The organism is Methylotuvimicrobium sp. KM2, from assembly GCF_038051925.1.
Classification (GTDB): domain Bacteria; phylum Pseudomonadota; class Gammaproteobacteria; order Methylococcales; family Methylomonadaceae; genus Methylotuvimicrobium.
Map to the genome: position 1 here is coordinate 2,581,120 of NZ_CP150634.1, position 15,309 is coordinate 2,596,428.

Consider the following 15,309-nt stretch of genomic DNA (forward strand, 5'->3'; position numbering starts at 1 on the left):
GTTAATAGTGAATGGGAATTAAACTGTATGACAAGATTGACCGTTATTTTCGCAAGCCTGATGATTATTACAAGCTGCAACACCGCGCATAAAAACGGTGAATTCATCGAATATTACCGGGTCGAAACGCTCAAACCTTACGATGACGTGCTGGCGGAGATCAAAATCGCCATTGCAGAACATAATTTACGAATTACCGCACATAGTCGTATCGGAAAAGTGATCAGAGATCGAGGAACGGTAAATTTTCCGGATTACGATACATTACAATTTTGTAATCTGACTCACGCCGAAACGCTATTGACTCTGTCGCCCCATGCGGTCAAACATATGCCTTGCAATGTCGTGCTCTATGCATTTGAGGGTAAAACAGTCGTCAGTACGCATTTATTGCCTATCGACACAGGTAATCCAGAACTCGATGCATTTTCTGTTAAAATGAACGACATGCTCAAACAAATTGTCGATTTTGCCGCCGAAGAATAGTTTATCGACCACGCTTTTGTTAACCCAGCGTTAATATTTACCGAGCATAAGCCATTGAATATTAAGACTATGAAAAGCTTTTTTGGCACGTTGTTTAATTTTTATGCTTCAATAACTTAGACCATAGGCACTACATTTGTTAAGACTAGGTTAAGAGCATTTTTTTGTAACTATTTAGTCCACCGGCAATTATCGTTCCCACGCTCTGCGTGAGAATGCCTGAGAGAGACGCTAGAGCGTCTCGGTCTTCATTCCCACGCGGGAGCAGTGGAATGATAGGGGGAATTTGAATAGTTACTATTTTTCACTTTATCAAATCAGGAACTAGAGACCTTCGCATGAATATCAAACTTCTAATCGGTTCAGTCTTTCTCTCCGCTCTAGCCGGCTGTAGTACAACTCAAGAAAAACTCGATGAAGACGCACCTTTCGTCAGCGATTTTCCGACTCAGGAACGCGTCGATTATGTGCTGAGTTGTATCGCTCAGAAAGGCGGATTGACTTACATTACCCAATACGGCTGCGGATGCAAAATAGACAAAATTGCTGAAAAAATGAGTTTTGCCGATTACGATCAAGCTAGAACCTTCGGTTTTATGCGTAAAACACCGGGCGAGGCCGGCGGCGTATTCCGCGACCCGCCGGAAGCCAAACGATTGAGGAAGCTGATGGAAGAAGCCGAGGCTTATGCCGAAAAAAGTTGTTTCGTGAAATAACACCTTCACGATTCGCCGATGATAAGAAGCTTTTGACGAATCGGATGAGCTCAGACAAAGGAGGCTGTTTATGCCTGCTGTACTCAATAAGAAGTATTATACCCAAGAAGAATATTTAGCGATCGAACGTCAAGCGCATATCAAAAGCGAATTCGTCGACGGCGAAATGTTTGCGATGACCGGCGCAAGCCGCGAACATAATCTGATTAATATCAATATTGCGAGCGAGCTAAGAGCTCAACTCAAAAACCGCTCCTGCGAGGCTTACGTCAATGACATGCGGGTCAAGGCTAAAAAGGCGCGCAGCTATCATTATCCGGATATCGCGGTAGTTTGCGGCACGCCGCAATTCGAAGACAACAATGTCGATACATTGATCAACCCGTCGGTTGTTATCGAGGTGTTATCGCTTTCTACCGAAGCCTACGATAGAGGCGCTAAATTTTCGCATTACCGCAAAATCGAATCGCTTCGCGAATATCTGTTGGTCGCTCAAGACCAGCCGCTGATCGAGCGCTATGTCCGGCAAGGCGACGCTTGGCTTTTGACCGAAACCGCCGGCCTTGATGCAAGCGTTCACCTGGAAAGCATCGACTGCGTGTTAAGCCTAAAAGAAATTTACGACAAAGTCGCTTTCGAATCCGATCCAAGCAGCTAAACGAAACCAAGCCATGTCGGCTTTGGTTTCGCCAATCCCGGTCATATACTGTTTTACGGTTTTACAGCCAAAGTTTCGGTAAAACTTTGACCGGCTTTACAGTTCGCACGACTGGTCGGACTTTGACAAGACATATCGGAAAATTCCGCTTTCAAAATGCCGCTCTTTTCCGGTATGAAATAAAACCGGAAATTCGGATCGGCACTGATCGCGATATCGGTTTTCGCCGTCAGGATCGGCTTGTCATTGAATGACACATTAACCTGATTGACAAAATGCGATTTTTTGACAAAGCGCGTCACTTGATCCATCTGCATGCCGGTGATGTTGGGATGGCTAATGAATAATTGCGCCTCATTCGCTTCACCCGGCTTGATATTATCGGCCAATCTGAACTTGGCTTTGCCGAGCCGTTGCATTGCCGCATCCAAATCCGCTCCAATCGGTGCCGAACAGCCGCCGCTGGCCTTGACGAATTTCTTGGTCATATAGAGCTGGCCGTCGCTCGTTTCGGCGATCGCGCGAACAAAGCTATAGGTATTGACACGAACTCTCATTGCTAAATCCGCTTTACCGCTATCGGGAGTGAATTCAAATTCGCCGACATAAGGAAAAGGATTCTTGTCTGCCAGCACCAAAATCTTTTTGATGTATCTGTCGTTGGTTTGCGGAATTTTACTAACGATTTTCAACGGCACCAATGCGGGGTCTTCGGCTCGATAAGGCGCATCGAGTTCAATCACGGCATCGGATTCGATAATCGTGCGCCCGGCGAAAAATTGATCTTTCAATTGCGAAGTCCAGGCCGACTCGTCTTCGGCAGCCAAAGCCCCATTTGCTATTAAAGCCAAGCAGAGGGCCCCAATTATTTTATTTATCATTTTGTTTCTCCTGTTAGGTAAATTAATGGGTTAGGAATATGCACAAATTTACTTCTACAAGTTTTAGGCACTGTGGAGGTTCGGCGACTCGCTTGACAGGACGCCGTGAATACATCCATGTAGGCTCGACGGCGGCTATCCCTGCCGCCGACGCCTGTCAATCGAGCCACCGAACCCCCTTCAGCATTTGTCGAAGTTATTTCATGCTTGTTCCTTAATAAACGAAATATCAATCTTCCCATTCCAATTCGGCAAACGCCGCCGTGACATTTTTTTTATGAAATTCGTCGAACAACTGCCATTGGCCTTTAAATTCATAACCGACCTGCTCGATCGCATCTTCGATAAATTTTCCGTTTCTAATCATTTTACGAATCTCGGTCAATAAAGTTCCGAGATAACGTTTTTGCGACTCGAGACTCTTAGGCCAATCCGTGACTACCGGCCCGTGCCCGGGAATGACCTGCTTGAATGACTTTTTTTCTAATTCCGTAAGTTCCGCCAACCAACCTTTTAAACTGCCGTCGAGAGTCGGCAAATGCCCGATAAAAAACAAATCGCCGAGCCATAAGGTATCGGTCTTCCGGTCGTAGATGCTCAAGTCGTTATCGGTATGCGCGGTAGGATGCGCGGTCAACAGCAATTCCCGCCCTCCCAGATCCAAGAGCAACGCTTTTTCAACCTCTATATCGGGCGGAATGATATGTTCGGCGGACAATGCCATACCAATCTGGTCTTCGGCTTTATCGATATAGAATTGCCCACGCGCGGCCATCGCTCTGGCTAGTTTATGATGTCCGACAAATTGAGTGCCCGGTTCCTTAAATGCGATATTGCCGAAAATATGATCGGGATGAACATGGGTATTAATCACATAACAAATTGGTTTACCGGTCGTTTTGGCAATCGCGCGCTTGAGCGATTTTCCTTCTTCCGGATTACCGCCGGTATCGATCACCGCGACGCAGCGTTCGCCGACTATGAAGCCGATATTAGCGATCGCACCGTGATTCTTGTGATCGGGCCATTCATGCTTGCCTTGATGCACATAAATACCATCAGCGACTTGCTCAATGCTCAACACGACGCCGGCATGGGTCGCTACACAAAAAAACGACGAAATGACAATAATCAAATAACGCAAAACAAACTCCTAAAATCAATATTTCATCGCGCGGAGGCCCATGGGCACAGAGAGTCGTGCGGATATACCCATCGCAGATCAAAATTCGGCACCAGGGTGTCCGTCAAAGGACGCCGTGAATACATCCCTGTAGGCTCTATGCCAGCTCCATGCTGGCAAAGCCTTTGCCGCACACCCTGGCGCCTCCTCAGGCACTGCCGAAATTTGAAGTGCGAAAGGTATAGAGTATGCTTTCCATGGCCGTAAGCCAATTTCCGATTTTAGTTTCATGCTCTAAAGTTTGAGCCGTAATTAAATTCTAAATCTCTGCGCCCCAGTCCCTCTGAGCGAGTTATTACAAAGTATCAACCCTCATAAACACAAATCCAAAAAAGCCTGTGTGGCTCTGGATCGTATCGCCTTTTTCGGAGCGATGATCTTAAGCTGCCAGATTAAACCGGTCGGTGCATTGAGCCTTTTCGCGACCAAACCCTGCCGCTCGTTTCGCAAGGCTTGCGACGAGGCAAAGCCAATTCCCAAGCCCGCGCGCACCGCTTCTTTGATACCCGAGACACCGGTCACTTCAATGGAGATTTTGGGTTGTATTCCCGCCGACGCTAACCACATTTCCACGGCTTGCCGAGCGCCTGAGCCCGGCTCTCGCCATATTACCTGATGCGTCGTGAACACATCCAACGGCACAAACTCTGGATTATCACGGGCAACTTGATGGTCTTCGGGCAAAACTAAAACAATCTCGTCTTCCTGCCAATTGATAACCTGATAATTGCCGGGCAGTTCCTGATCATGCACCGGACCTTCGATAAAGCCTAAATCCAAATCTTCGAGGTTTCGAATAATTTCATCGGTATCGCCGGTCTTCATTCTGACATTTACTCCGGCATGCAATGTTTGCAATTGGACTAGATATTGCGGCAAATAAAAACTGGCAATTGTCGTCGTCGAACCGAGTCTTAGAGTTCCGGCATTAATTTGTTGCAAGCAACGAACATACTCGTCGGCCTGATTGAAGATATCGGTCATTTGCTGCGCATATTCCAATAAACCTTGTCCCGCAGGTGTCAACTCGATCTGATAACCTTTACGGAAATACAAAGGTTCTCCGATTTGATTTTGCAGTAATTTTAATTGCCCCGAAACTGCCGGCTGCCCCAAATGCAGATACTCCGCAGCTTGCGTGATACTTTTAAAACGAGCCACTACAGCAAAGGTCAACAAATGTGTTGGATTCATAAATTACTGAATAATCATGCTAAATAACGTTATCGCAAAATCATTTTAACGACTCGTTCAACTTTCACAAAAGGCTTTATCAGCATTTCTGATGATTTTACTCAAAAATGATGAGTTGTAACCTATATCATAGCTAGGTTAAAGTGCTCAAACTGAGCATGAAGCAGAACATCCGACAACATCGCGAACTCCTTGTATACCTTTCGCACTTCAAATTTCGGCAGTGCCTAAGGAGGCGCCGGGGTGCTCGGCAAAGGCTTTTTTGATATCCGATGAGTATATACCTTTGATATTCATCACCGGTCGTCAACTCGAGCACTGGCACACCGGCAGCATGACGCGACATTCAGCGACACAGAACTCGATCGAACCCGACCCGGTCGTTAGCGTGCATCCGCTGGATTTGGAAAAACTTGGTGTCGAACCGGGAGGCTCCATTACGGTCGAATCGCGGTGCGACAAACTCAGCGCCTATGCCCGTGCCGAACTGGACATACAGCAAGGGACCGTTTTCATGGTATTCTGCTATCAGGCGAGACACCGAATAAGCGAATAAACTAAGGTCTCACCTTTCTCCCCGGCTTCGCGCCGGGGGGGGGGCTTGTAAACGCATAACCAAAGAAATCGACATGAAAATCCAATTCAAATTGATCTCAGCGTTTTTAACCATTGCCCTCGCGGCTTGCTCGGGTTCGGAACAGCAAACTGACGCCTCTCAACAATCAAAGCTACTCGAAACGCAAACCAAAGCACTTGAGGATGCTAAAAAGATAGAATCTTTGCTGCAGGAAAACGCCGACCGAAGAAAGGAGCATATGGAGCAAGAAGGGATTTGAATGTATCGACTCCCTCGGAAGACCGTGAAGCGGGCAACGAACTGTGATCACAACTCGCAATCGAAAAAAAGAAGGAGGGCTTATCTTTGCAAAGCGTAAGCTTGGAGCACCGGTTTCTCAAGCTGGGGAGGCTGTGAAAGTATTGGCGATGGCATCATAAACAATCAATTCACCATGAAGAACAGCGCTAAAAAATCAACAAATTCAATCTTCAAATTACTTGATGCTCTTCATGGTTAAGTGCTTTTTCTAAAATGATTATGTTAGGATTTCGTGATAAATAACGTCCTGGAACAATGAGCCTTGTTGAGGGTTCGGTCACTCGCTTGGCAGGACGCCGTGAATACGTCCGTGTAGGCTTGACGGCGGCTTTCCCTGCCGCCGACACCTGCCAATCGAGCAACCGAACCCTCCTTAAAATAGGGAAGTTATTTACGGCCAAATCCTTAGTTTAATCTTTTAAACCTAACACATCCTGCATATCGTACAAACCGTTCGGTTTGTCTTTCAGCCAGGTTGCGGCTCTGACGGCTCCATTCGCGAAAGTCATGCGACTGCTGGCTTTGTGAGTGATTTCGACGCGCTCGCCCTCATCGGCAAACATTACGGTGTGCTCTCCGACGATATCCCCTGCCCGAATCGTCGAAAAACCGATTGTTTTGCGGTCTCTTTCGCCGGTGACGCCTTCCCTACCATAGATCGCACAATCCTTCAAATCTCGGCCTAACGCCGATGCGACAACCTCACCCATGCGCAATGCGGTTCCGGAAGGCGCGTCGATTTTATGCCTGTGATGTGCTTCGACGATTTCGATGTCGGTATAATCGCCCATGACTTTCGCGGTCATCTCAAGTAACTTCAGAGACAAGTTAACGCCGACACTCATGTTAGGCGCCATTACGATCGGCACTTGCTCTGACGTCTTGGCGATGACATGTTTTTGCTCTTCACTATAACCGGTCGTGCCGATCACAATACTTTTTCCCGCTCGGCGGCAAATCTCGATATACTCCATCGACGGTTCAGGCCTCGTGAAATCGATCAGCACATCGAACTTGTCCGTTACCGATACTAAACTATCGACTATTTTGACCGCCACAGGGCTGATACCGGCCAATTCTCCTGCATCCTTGCCGATCGATAAGCTGTCCGGCCTTGAAACGGCAACGGTTAATTCGGCATTATCGGCAAAAGCGGCCGCTTTAATCAAGCACAAGCCCATTCTTCCGGAAGAGCCAACCACGGCAATTCTTGTCATTTGATTATCCTGTCAATTTGTCAAAAAAACTTTTTACTCCATCCATCCAAGAGTGTTCTTGAGGACTGTGTTGCTTACCGCCGCCGGTTAAAGACTCGCCGAGTTTTTCAACCATCTCTTTTTGTTCCTTGGTCAAATGCACCGGCGTTTCGATTTGCACGCGGCAAAGCAAATCGCCGATAGCGCCTCCGCGAACCGGCTTCACTCCTTTGCCGCGTAACCTGAATAATTTGCCGGTTTGAGTTTCGGCAGGAATTTTCAATTTGACTCGACCGTTCAACGTCGGCACCTCCAGTTCTCCGCCTAAACAAGCAGTCGGGAAACTGATCGGTACTTCGCAATATAAATTGGCCCCATCGCGGGTAAATATCGGATGATCCTTGACATGAACCTGAACGTACAAGTCGCCGGCCGGGCCGCCGCCCTTACCGGCTTCACCTTCTCCGGACAGACGAATGCGGTCGCCGGTATCGACGCCGGGAGGTACTTTGACCGACAATGTTTTAGTATCCTGTACCCGGCCCTGTCCATGACATTTCCGGCAAGGGTCTTTGATTTGCTTGCCGGTTCCGCCGCACGTCGGACAGGTTTGTTGAACCGAGAAAAAACCTTGTTGCATCCGAACTTGGCCATGACCATGACAGGTCGAGCAAGTGACCGGAGACGAGCCTTTTTTTGCGCCGGACCCATGACATTCGTCACACACGACCATGACCGGCACGCGAATTTTTGCTTCTGTTCCGCCTACCGCTTCTTCTAGGGTTAACTCAAGGTTGTAACGAAGATCTGCGCCACGTTGAACACCGCCGCGAGCACGTCCTCCGCCACCAAAAATATCGCCGAAAACATCGCCGAAGACATCACTAAAACTTTCGCCGCTAAATCCCCCGCCAAAGCCTCCGAAACCGCCCGGACCGCCACCCATCGATGCATCGACGCCGGCATGACCGAATTGATCGTATGCGGATCTTTTTTTAGGATCGGATAAAACCTCATAAGCCTCTTTTATTTGCTTAAATTTTGCTTCAGCTTCATCAGGATTATCTTTGTTTCTATCCGGATGGAATTTCATTGCCATGCGGCGGTAACTTTTTTTGATTTCCGCGTCGCTGGCGTTTCTATCGACGCCGAGAAGCTTATAGTAATCTTCTTTTGCCATGTCTATTAATTATCGTTCGATACAGTCACATTATTTCCCGTAGAAATAAAGGCTCGATTGAGTAGCGTTATAAAACACCATGCCTTGGTACTATCAAATTCGGCGCCGGTCGACATACCGTAAACGGCAAGTCGACCGGCGCCGGCATGGAATTATTTCTTGTCGTCGTCTTTGACTTCTTCAAACTCGGCATCGACCACGCCGTCATCGGCTGTCGAAGCACTTGAAGACGACTGCTGCTGAGCTTCGGCACCGCCTTCGGCTTCCGCTTTTTGCGCATAAACGCGTTCAGCCAGTTTACCGGACAATTCGGTCAGCGCATTGGTTTTGGCTTCGATAGACTCTTTATCGCTTCCTTTCAGAGCTTCTTTCAATTCATTGATCGCAGTTTCGATCGACGACCTTTCATCGGCGGAAACTTGATCGCCGAGCTCCTTCATCGATTTTTCGGTGGCATTGATGATCCCTTCTGCATGATTACGCGCACTCACCAATTCGGTCACTTTGCGGTCTTCATCGGCATGCGCCTCGGCATCCTTGACCATGCGATCGACTTCTTCATCGGATAGACCGCTAGAGGCCTTGATCACAATTGACTGTTTTTTACCTGTCGCTTTGTCTTTAGCCGAGACATTCAAGATACCATTAGCATCAATGTCGAAAGTCACTTCGATTTGCGGAACGCCGCGCGGCGCAGGTGGAATATCGGCCAAATCGAAACGACCCAGCGATTTGTTACCGCTGGCAACTTCCCGTTCGCCTTGTAAAACATGAACCGTTACAGCGGTTTGATTGTCGTCCGCCGTTGAAAAAACCTGTGAAGCATTGGTCGGAATCGTTGTATTTTTCTCGATCAATTTCGTCATTACACCGCCCAAGGTTTCGATACCGAGCGATAGAGGCGTTACATCGAGCAACAATACATCTTTGACATCGCCGCCTAATACGCCGGCCTGAATCGCTGCACCTAAAGCAACTGCTTCATCCGGATTAACATCCTTACGCGGCTCTTTGCCGAAGATCGATTTAACGAATTCTTGAACGCGAGGCATTCGAGTTTGACCGCCGACCAAAATCACATCGTCAATGTCGGACGCGGATAAGCCTGCGTCTTTTAGCGCCATTAGGCATGGGGCTTTGGTTTTATCAATCAGATCATCTACCAAGGATTCCAATTTAGACCGAGTCAATTTGACATTTAAATGTTTTGGTCCTGTCGCATCGGCCGTGACATAAGGCAGATTGATATCGGTTTGTTGCGAAGACGACAATTCGATTTTGGCTTTTTCTGCTGCTTCTTTGAGTCGTTGCAGCGCTAATGGATCGCTGTGCAAATCGATACCGTTGTCGCGTTTGAATTCGTCGGCCAGAAAATCGATGATGCGCAGGTCGAAGTCTTCACCGCCGAGGAAAGTGTCGCCATTGGTCGACAATACTTCGAACTGATGCTCGCCCTCGATCTCGGCGATTTCAATGATTGAAATATCGAATGTACCGCCGCCTAAGTCGTACACGGCAATTTTCATATCGCCTTTCGGTTTGTCCATCCCGAATGCCAACGCGGCTGCGGTCGGCTCGTTGATAATACGCTTGACGTCGAGACCCGCAATTCGGCCCGCATCTTTAGTTGCCTGACGCTGAGAATCGTTAAAATAAGCCGGTACGGTAATGACCGCTTCTTTAACTTCTTCACCTAAATAAGCTTCGGCGTCTTTTTTCAGTTTCATCAAGACCCGAGCCGAAACTTCAGGTGCCGCCATTCTTTTACCGTGACATTCAACCCAAGCATCACCATTATCGGCCGGCACGATTTTATACGGCACCATTTTAATATCTTTTTGCACAACATCGTCTTTGAAGCGGCGGCCTATCAAACGCTTGATTGCGAACAGTGTGTTTTCGGGATTGGTTACCGCTTGACGCTTGGCCGATTGCCCGACGAGCACCTCGTCATCCTTGGTGAAAGCGATGACTGAAGGCGTGGTTCTAGCGCCTTCGCTATTTTCGATGACGCGTGCGGTGCCGTTTTCGAGCACAGCCACGCAAGAATTCGTGGTTCCTAAATCTATTCCGATTATTTTAGCCATTGATTGCTCCAGACTTGAGAGTGTATTTAAAAAATTAGTCGATTACGATATGGGGGCAGTTTTAATGTGTTCAAGCCTGTTCATCGATTTTTGGTGTTTCTTGCGGAGGATTGTCTTCAGCTTTGGCGACAACAACCATTGCCGGACGCAACAATCGCCCATTCAATACATAGCCTTTTTGAAATACATTAATAACCGAGTTCGGTTCGGCATCTGCAGATGGCTGCATAGCCATCGCCTGGTGCAACTCAGGATCAAAGGGTTGCCCAAGCGGATTAACCGCTTCAATATTGAATTTAGAAAAAACGGCTTCGAATTGTTTTAATGTCAATTCGCTGCCTTCTCGAAACTTTTGCACTTCCGGGCTATCGCCGATAGCGGCTTGCAAACCAAGCTCTAAACTATCGACAACAGTCAACAGCTCTTTGGCAAAATTTTCCAACGCAAACTTATGAGCGTTTTCCAAATCCTTTTGGGTTCTTCTTTTCAGATTTTCCATTTCCGCTTGTATGCGCAGAACTTTATCCCAATTTTCCGTAGCCTTTTGTTCGGTCTTTTCGAGCTTTTTCGATAACTCTTCGATATCAACCTTTTCAGCCGTCTGCGGCTGGCTATTTTCGTCTATATTGTTATCTAGCTGCGCATCGGCGTTTTGCTCCAAAATAGTTTCGGTTTGCTCGTCCGCTGCCTTTTCGGGCAACTCCTGCTCGTTACTCATTATTAAACTCCGGTTTAAATAAAAAAACGGTCCGCATCCACGGAAAAACTCTATTTCAAGAAATGTGGGGCTTATGTTTTGGGATTCAAGGCCGCGCCTAATAATTTTGCCGTTACATCGACAAAAGGAATCACTCTTTCATAAGCCATTCGGGTGGGTCCTATTACGCCTAAAACTCCGACTACTTGTTCGTTAATCGAGTACGGCGCGGTAACCAGGCTGCATTGTTCGAATGCGTGATAACCGGACTCTTCACCGATAAAAATTTGTACGCCTTCGGCATTTAAGCATTGATCAAGTAGATGGATAACACCTCGTTTTTGACTGAAAGCATCAAATAATTCCTTGAGCCTCTCCATGTCCGATAATTCGGAAAAACCCATTAGATTCGTCTCGCCGCTTAACACATAATCTTCATCCGACTTTCCGGGATCGAGTGCCAACTTAGCCATTTGCACCGCGTCCAACATTTCCCGATTCATTTGTTCTTGGGCGTCTTTGAGCTCTTTCAGCACGGCCTTTCTGACTGCGGCTAGGCTCAATCCGGAATAAACGGAATTTAAATAATTGGCGGCTTGCTGCAATTGAGCAGGGGTGAATTGCTTTGATGTATGGAGGATTTTATTATGCACTTCCTGTTCATTAGTCACGAAAATGACCAATACGCGGGTATTGGATAACGGCAAAAACTCGATATGGCGTAAACTGACCAGTTCGCGCTTGGGTAATGTCACGACACCGGCCATCCTCGTGACGTCGGATAATATTCTCGATGCCACCCCGATGACATCATTGACGTTATCTTTAACAATTAAATTTTTGCGCAAGAGTTTAAGTTCTTCCGAGTTCAGAGGCTTTACCGTGAGCAGCGAATCGATAAACAAACGATAGCCACTAACGGTCGGCACCCGGCCTGCACTGGTGTGCGGAGAACGAATCAATCCCATGTCCTCCAGATCGGCCATGACATTACGAATCGTTGCGGGACTCAATTTTAATTCGGTATCCTTAGATAATGCGCGCGAACCTACCGGTTGTCCGTCTTGGATATAACGTTCAACCAATGCTTTCAATAATTGCAGCGATCTTTCGTTCAACACCTGATTATTATTCACATTAAACCCTCTAGCTTATTAGCACTCTACCTCATCGAGTGCCAGCGGCGCAAATTAGCAGTTCACTCTCCGCTTGTCAATACCAGCAAATACAATAAAAACACCTACTTAGCATAACTCGCGTAATATTCCCCATCACAACCCACACCACACCCCATAAGCGCCAACTTAGTGCCTATTCTATGGTGCGTTTATGGCTTTATTCGTCATATCGGTATGGGTTGTCGATAGGATGTGGTGCTACGCATTGCCATCCGTGGCCCTGGATTCCGCCAATCCCTGGCGGAATGACGAGTTCCTTCCTTAAGTTGGCGCTTATGACACCACACCCTCCCCCTTGCCCCTTTCACCTTTCATCTTTCATCTTTCATCTTTCCCCTTATCCCTTGACTTATTGAGTATAATTCGATCAAATCCTTTCTTAAATTAACGACAATGCACAGCTCATTCAAAACCATCGGCATTATCGGTAAAGCCAGCGACCCCGGTATTGCCGAAACTTTAGCGATTCTTTACCGTTACCTTAAACAGCACGCCTATGCCGTCATAGTAGACCGCTTGAGCGCTCAATTTTTAACGGAATCCGACGTTGAAAGTTCGGCCATCGAGACTATCGGGCAGCACTGCGACCTAATTATCGCCGCAGGTGGCGACGGTACGTTTTTATCCGCCGCGCGTGCAATCGCCCAATACGATATTCCACTGGTCGGGATCAATTTGGGGCGCCTCGGGTTTCTGGTCGACATTTCGCCGTATGAATTATTACCCAAAATCAACAACATTTTAACCGGCCAATATAGCGAAGAAAGGCGCTATTTATTGCGAACAAAAATCATACGCGACCACCGCGTCTTTAACGAGCAGACTGCCGTTAACGAAGTCGTCGTGCATCGCTGGGTAACGCCTAGTATGATAGAAATCGTCACTCGCATTAACGGCGTCTATCTAAACTCTCAGCGTTCAGACGGCATGATCGTCTCTACCCCAACCGGTTCGACTGCTTATTCGTTGTCGGCGGGCGGACCGATTTTGCATCCCTCTCTGAATGCCTTGGTTTTGGTACCGCTTAATCCTCATACGCTATCGAATCGCCCAATCGTTATCGACGATACGTCCGAAATCGAAATTAGTTTCTGTCAAACCAAACAAATCAATGCTTTGGTCACCTGCGATCATCTTGAAATACCCGAAGTATTGATCAGTGATAAAATTTTGATAAAAAAAGACCCGAAACCGATTAGAATTCTCCATCCCGAAGGACACGATTTTTTTGAAATCCTCAGAAAAAAACTCAACTGGAGCGGCGGTTATCCTTAACCCATTCTCATGCTATTAAATCTTTCCATTAACGACCTAGCTGTCGTCAAAACATTAGACTTGGATGTGAACGCCGGAATGTCGGTTTTAACAGGCGAAACCGGCGCCGGAAAATCGATTTTACTGACCGCACTTGGCTTAGCACTGGGCGATCGAGCCGATTCCGGCTATATTCGACCGAACAGTAAACGTGCTGAAATCAATTTGGAATTCGATTTATCCGATGCCCCTCTGGCGAAAACATGGCTTGAAGAAAATGAACTGGATGATGATCAACACTGCTTGATTAGACGCATTATCAACCATGACGGTCGATCAAAAGCCTATATCAACAATCGCCCGGTTACATTACAAACTCTACAAGAACTGAGCGAAAAGCTAGTTGAAATACACGGACAACATGCGCATTTGACTTTACTTCATAGCGATGAACAACGCCGACTGCTAGATGTGTTTGCCGGCAATCAAGTCCTTTTGGAACAGGTCAATACCTATTTTCAACAATGGCAGCAAAACAATCGGGAGTTACAGGCCCTGAAAAAAGCCAGTGTCGATAGTATCGAGCGCGAGGAATTATTGCGCTACCAACTCGACGAATTGCAACAACTCGACTTGAACCACTTCAATTATGCCGAAATTGTGGATGAACATAGTAAACTAGCGCATTTGGAAGAAATTCTATCGACCGGACATCGGCAACTCGATTTGCTCTACGAAAACGACGAACAATCGCTCAATCGTCTGCTGCTGCAATCGACTCATGCTTTGAACGATTTAACGCGTTTTGCGCCGGATATCGAATCTATCAACGGCATTTTAAACGAAGCACAAATTCAGATTGAAGAAGCCGCTCACCAATTGCGTCGTTATTTGGACAACCTAGAAGCCGACCCATTGAGACTGGAAGTGCTGGAAAATCAAATCGGCATTATTCAAAGTCTCTGCCGTAAGCATCATGTTCAGCCGGAAGAATTGCCTGAGCTAGCTACCAATCTCGAACAAGAACTCAACAACCTGACGCACAGCGGCGAACGAATCGAAGAGTTGACCGATAAAGTTGAAAAGCTGCTCGCTAAATACGGCGAACTAGCGGATCAATTGACACGACAACGCCAACAAGGCGGCCGGCAGTTGCAAAGCCGAATTTCGGCGATGATCAAAGAGCTCGGCATGCCTCAAGGCGAATTTATCGTGAAAATTTCGCCGCTGGATAACTCGCTTCCGCGCGCCGATGGTCAAGATAAAGTGGAATTTTTAGTGAGCGCCAATCCGGGGCTTCCGGCCAAGCCCCTGGCAAAAGTCGCATCCGGAGGAGAGTTATCACGCATTAGTTTGGCGATTCAAGTCACGACTAGTCACGACAAAACCACGCCGACGATGATCTTCGACGAAGTCGACTCCGGAATCGGCGGCGGCATTGCCGAAATTGTCGGACAAAAGCTACGCGCCTTGAGCCTCAATCGACAAGTCATGTGCGTTACACATCTACCTCAAGTCGCATCGCAAGCCCATCATCATTTGTATGTCTCCAAAAATAACCGGAGCGATATCACGACATCCAATGTCAGGCCGCTAGCCCCCGAAGAACGCGTCGAAGAAATCGCTCGCATGCTCGGCGGCGTTAACATTACCGAAAACACCTTGGCCCATGCCCGAGAAATGCTTTTTCAATCGATCTCCGACACTTCGTCGACTTTATAA

15 protein-coding genes are annotated in these 15,309 nt (G+C 47.3%); 7 read left to right on the plus strand and 8 right to left on the minus strand.

Features of this window, described 5'->3' with window-relative positions; all coding sequences use genetic code 11:
• The first annotated feature begins 27 nt into the window (after positions 1-27).
• The 3 genes from WJM45_RS10935 to WJM45_RS10945 all read left to right on the plus strand — a co-directional run bounded on the left by WJM45_RS10935 (position 28) and on the right by WJM45_RS10945 (position 1,860).
• Positions 28-486, plus strand: a complete 459-nt coding sequence (locus WJM45_RS10935; RefSeq protein WP_341325141.1) for a DUF302 domain-containing protein — start codon at positions 28-30, stop codon at positions 484-486.
• Between the two features lie 338 nt (positions 487-824).
• A complete protein-coding gene (locus WJM45_RS10940; protein WP_341325142.1) occupies positions 825-1,202 on the plus strand; it encodes a hypothetical protein in 378 nt (125 codons plus the stop codon).
• A gap of 70 nt (positions 1,203-1,272) precedes the next feature.
• Entirely contained in the window at positions 1,273-1,860 is a 588-nt protein-coding gene (locus WJM45_RS10945; protein ID WP_341325143.1) for a Uma2 family endonuclease, read from the plus strand.
• A gap of 53 nt (positions 1,861-1,913) precedes the next feature.
• Here the strand turns inward: WJM45_RS10945 and WJM45_RS10950 are convergent, their stop codons facing one another.
• From WJM45_RS10950 to WJM45_RS10960, 3 genes are all read right to left on the minus strand, one after another.
• The gene (locus tag WJM45_RS10950; RefSeq protein WP_341325144.1) at positions 1,914-2,741 is read right to left on the minus strand and encodes a quinoprotein dehydrogenase-associated SoxYZ-like carrier; all 828 of its coding nucleotides are present in this window, start codon (positions 2,739-2,741) and stop codon (positions 1,914-1,916) included.
• A 229-nt stretch (positions 2,742-2,970) separates the two neighbouring features.
• A complete protein-coding gene (locus WJM45_RS10955; protein ID WP_341325145.1) occupies positions 2,971-3,885 on the minus strand; it encodes a quinoprotein relay system zinc metallohydrolase 2 in 915 nt (304 codons plus the stop codon).
• Between the two features lie 351 nt (positions 3,886-4,236).
• On the minus strand, positions 4,237-5,118 hold the full coding sequence (locus tag WJM45_RS10960) for a LysR family transcriptional regulator (protein ID WP_341325146.1): 882 nt from the start codon (positions 5,116-5,118) through the stop codon (positions 4,237-4,239).
• A 286-nt stretch (positions 5,119-5,404) separates the two neighbouring features.
• On the opposite strand from WJM45_RS10960, the gene WJM45_RS10965 reads away from it, so the two are divergent.
• Positions 5,405-5,674 (plus strand): molybdopterin dinucleotide binding domain-containing protein, encoded by a 270-nt coding sequence (locus WJM45_RS10965; protein ID WP_341325147.1) that lies wholly within the window; start codon positions 5,405-5,407, stop codon positions 5,672-5,674.
• Positions 5,675-5,747: 73 nt separating this feature from the next.
• Positions 5,748-5,954 carry a hypothetical protein gene (locus WJM45_RS10970; RefSeq protein WP_341325148.1) on the plus strand — a complete coding sequence of 69 codons (207 nt, stop codon included), beginning with the start codon at positions 5,748-5,750 and terminating at the stop codon, positions 5,952-5,954.
• 451 nt (positions 5,955-6,405) lie between these two features.
• On the opposite strand, the gene dapB is transcribed toward WJM45_RS10970, so the two are convergent.
• From dapB to hrcA, 5 genes are all read right to left on the minus strand, one after another.
• A complete protein-coding gene (dapB, locus tag WJM45_RS10975) occupies positions 6,406-7,212 on the minus strand; it encodes a 4-hydroxy-tetrahydrodipicolinate reductase (RefSeq protein WP_341325149.1) in 807 nt (268 codons plus the stop codon).
• Between the two features lie 4 nt (positions 7,213-7,216).
• Positions 7,217-8,371: a molecular chaperone DnaJ gene (gene dnaJ, locus WJM45_RS10980; protein ID WP_341325150.1), complete on the minus strand. Its 1,155-nt coding sequence runs from the start codon at positions 8,369-8,371 to the stop codon at positions 7,217-7,219.
• A 152-nt stretch (positions 8,372-8,523) separates the two neighbouring features.
• Entirely contained in the window at positions 8,524-10,458 is a 1,935-nt protein-coding gene (gene dnaK, locus WJM45_RS10985; protein ID WP_341325151.1) for a molecular chaperone DnaK, read from the minus strand.
• A 70-nt stretch (positions 10,459-10,528) separates the two neighbouring features.
• On the minus strand, positions 10,529-11,176 hold the full coding sequence (gene grpE, locus WJM45_RS10990; protein ID WP_341325152.1) for a nucleotide exchange factor GrpE: 648 nt from the start codon (positions 11,174-11,176) through the stop codon (positions 10,529-10,531).
• Positions 11,177-11,247: 71 nt separating this feature from the next.
• Positions 11,248-12,291 (minus strand): heat-inducible transcriptional repressor HrcA, encoded by a 1,044-nt coding sequence (gene hrcA, locus WJM45_RS10995; RefSeq protein ID WP_341325153.1) that lies wholly within the window; start codon positions 12,289-12,291, stop codon positions 11,248-11,250.
• A gap of 435 nt (positions 12,292-12,726) precedes the next feature.
• On the opposite strand from hrcA, the gene WJM45_RS11000 reads away from it, so the two are divergent.
• On the plus strand, positions 12,727-13,608 hold the full coding sequence (locus tag WJM45_RS11000; RefSeq protein WP_341325154.1) for an NAD(+) kinase: 882 nt from the start codon (positions 12,727-12,729) through the stop codon (positions 13,606-13,608).
• A gap of 9 nt (positions 13,609-13,617) precedes the next feature.
• Positions 13,618-15,309 (plus strand): DNA repair protein RecN, encoded by a 1,692-nt coding sequence (gene recN, locus WJM45_RS11005; protein ID WP_341325155.1) that lies wholly within the window; start codon positions 13,618-13,620, stop codon positions 15,307-15,309.

What these genes read in the sequence shown, in the direction of transcription:
- dapB (WP_341325149.1), bottom strand. Translation starts at nt 7,212, where the DNA reads ATGACAAGAATTGCCGTGGTTGGCTCTTCCGGAAGAATGGGCTTGTGC.
- grpE (WP_341325152.1), bottom strand. Translation starts at nt 11,176, where the DNA reads ATGAGTAACGAGCAGGAGTTGCCCGAAAAGGCAGCGGACGAGCAAACC.
- WJM45_RS11000 (WP_341325154.1), top strand. Translation starts at nt 12,727, where the DNA reads ATGCACAGCTCATTCAAAACCATCGGCATTATCGGTAAAGCCAGCGAC.
- recN (WP_341325155.1), top strand. Translation starts at nt 13,618, where the DNA reads ATGCTATTAAATCTTTCCATTAACGACCTAGCTGTCGTCAAAACATTA.
- WJM45_RS10950 (WP_341325144.1), bottom strand. Translation starts at nt 2,741, where the DNA reads ATGATAAATAAAATAATTGGGGCCCTCTGCTTGGCTTTAATAGCAAAT.
- WJM45_RS10945 (WP_341325143.1), top strand. Translation starts at nt 1,273, where the DNA reads ATGCCTGCTGTACTCAATAAGAAGTATTATACCCAAGAAGAATATTTA.
- WJM45_RS10940 (WP_341325142.1), top strand. Translation starts at nt 825, where the DNA reads ATGAATATCAAACTTCTAATCGGTTCAGTCTTTCTCTCCGCTCTAGCC.
- dnaK (WP_341325151.1), bottom strand. Translation starts at nt 10,458, where the DNA reads ATGGCTAAAATAATCGGAATAGATTTAGGAACCACGAATTCTTGCGTG.
- WJM45_RS10960 (WP_341325146.1), bottom strand. Translation starts at nt 5,118, where the DNA reads ATGAATCCAACACATTTGTTGACCTTTGCTGTAGTGGCTCGTTTTAAA.
- dnaJ (WP_341325150.1), bottom strand. Translation starts at nt 8,371, where the DNA reads ATGGCAAAAGAAGATTACTATAAGCTTCTCGGCGTCGATAGAAACGCC.
- WJM45_RS10970 (WP_341325148.1), top strand. Translation starts at nt 5,748, where the DNA reads ATGAAAATCCAATTCAAATTGATCTCAGCGTTTTTAACCATTGCCCTC.
- WJM45_RS10935 (WP_341325141.1), top strand. Translation starts at nt 28, where the DNA reads ATGACAAGATTGACCGTTATTTTCGCAAGCCTGATGATTATTACAAGC.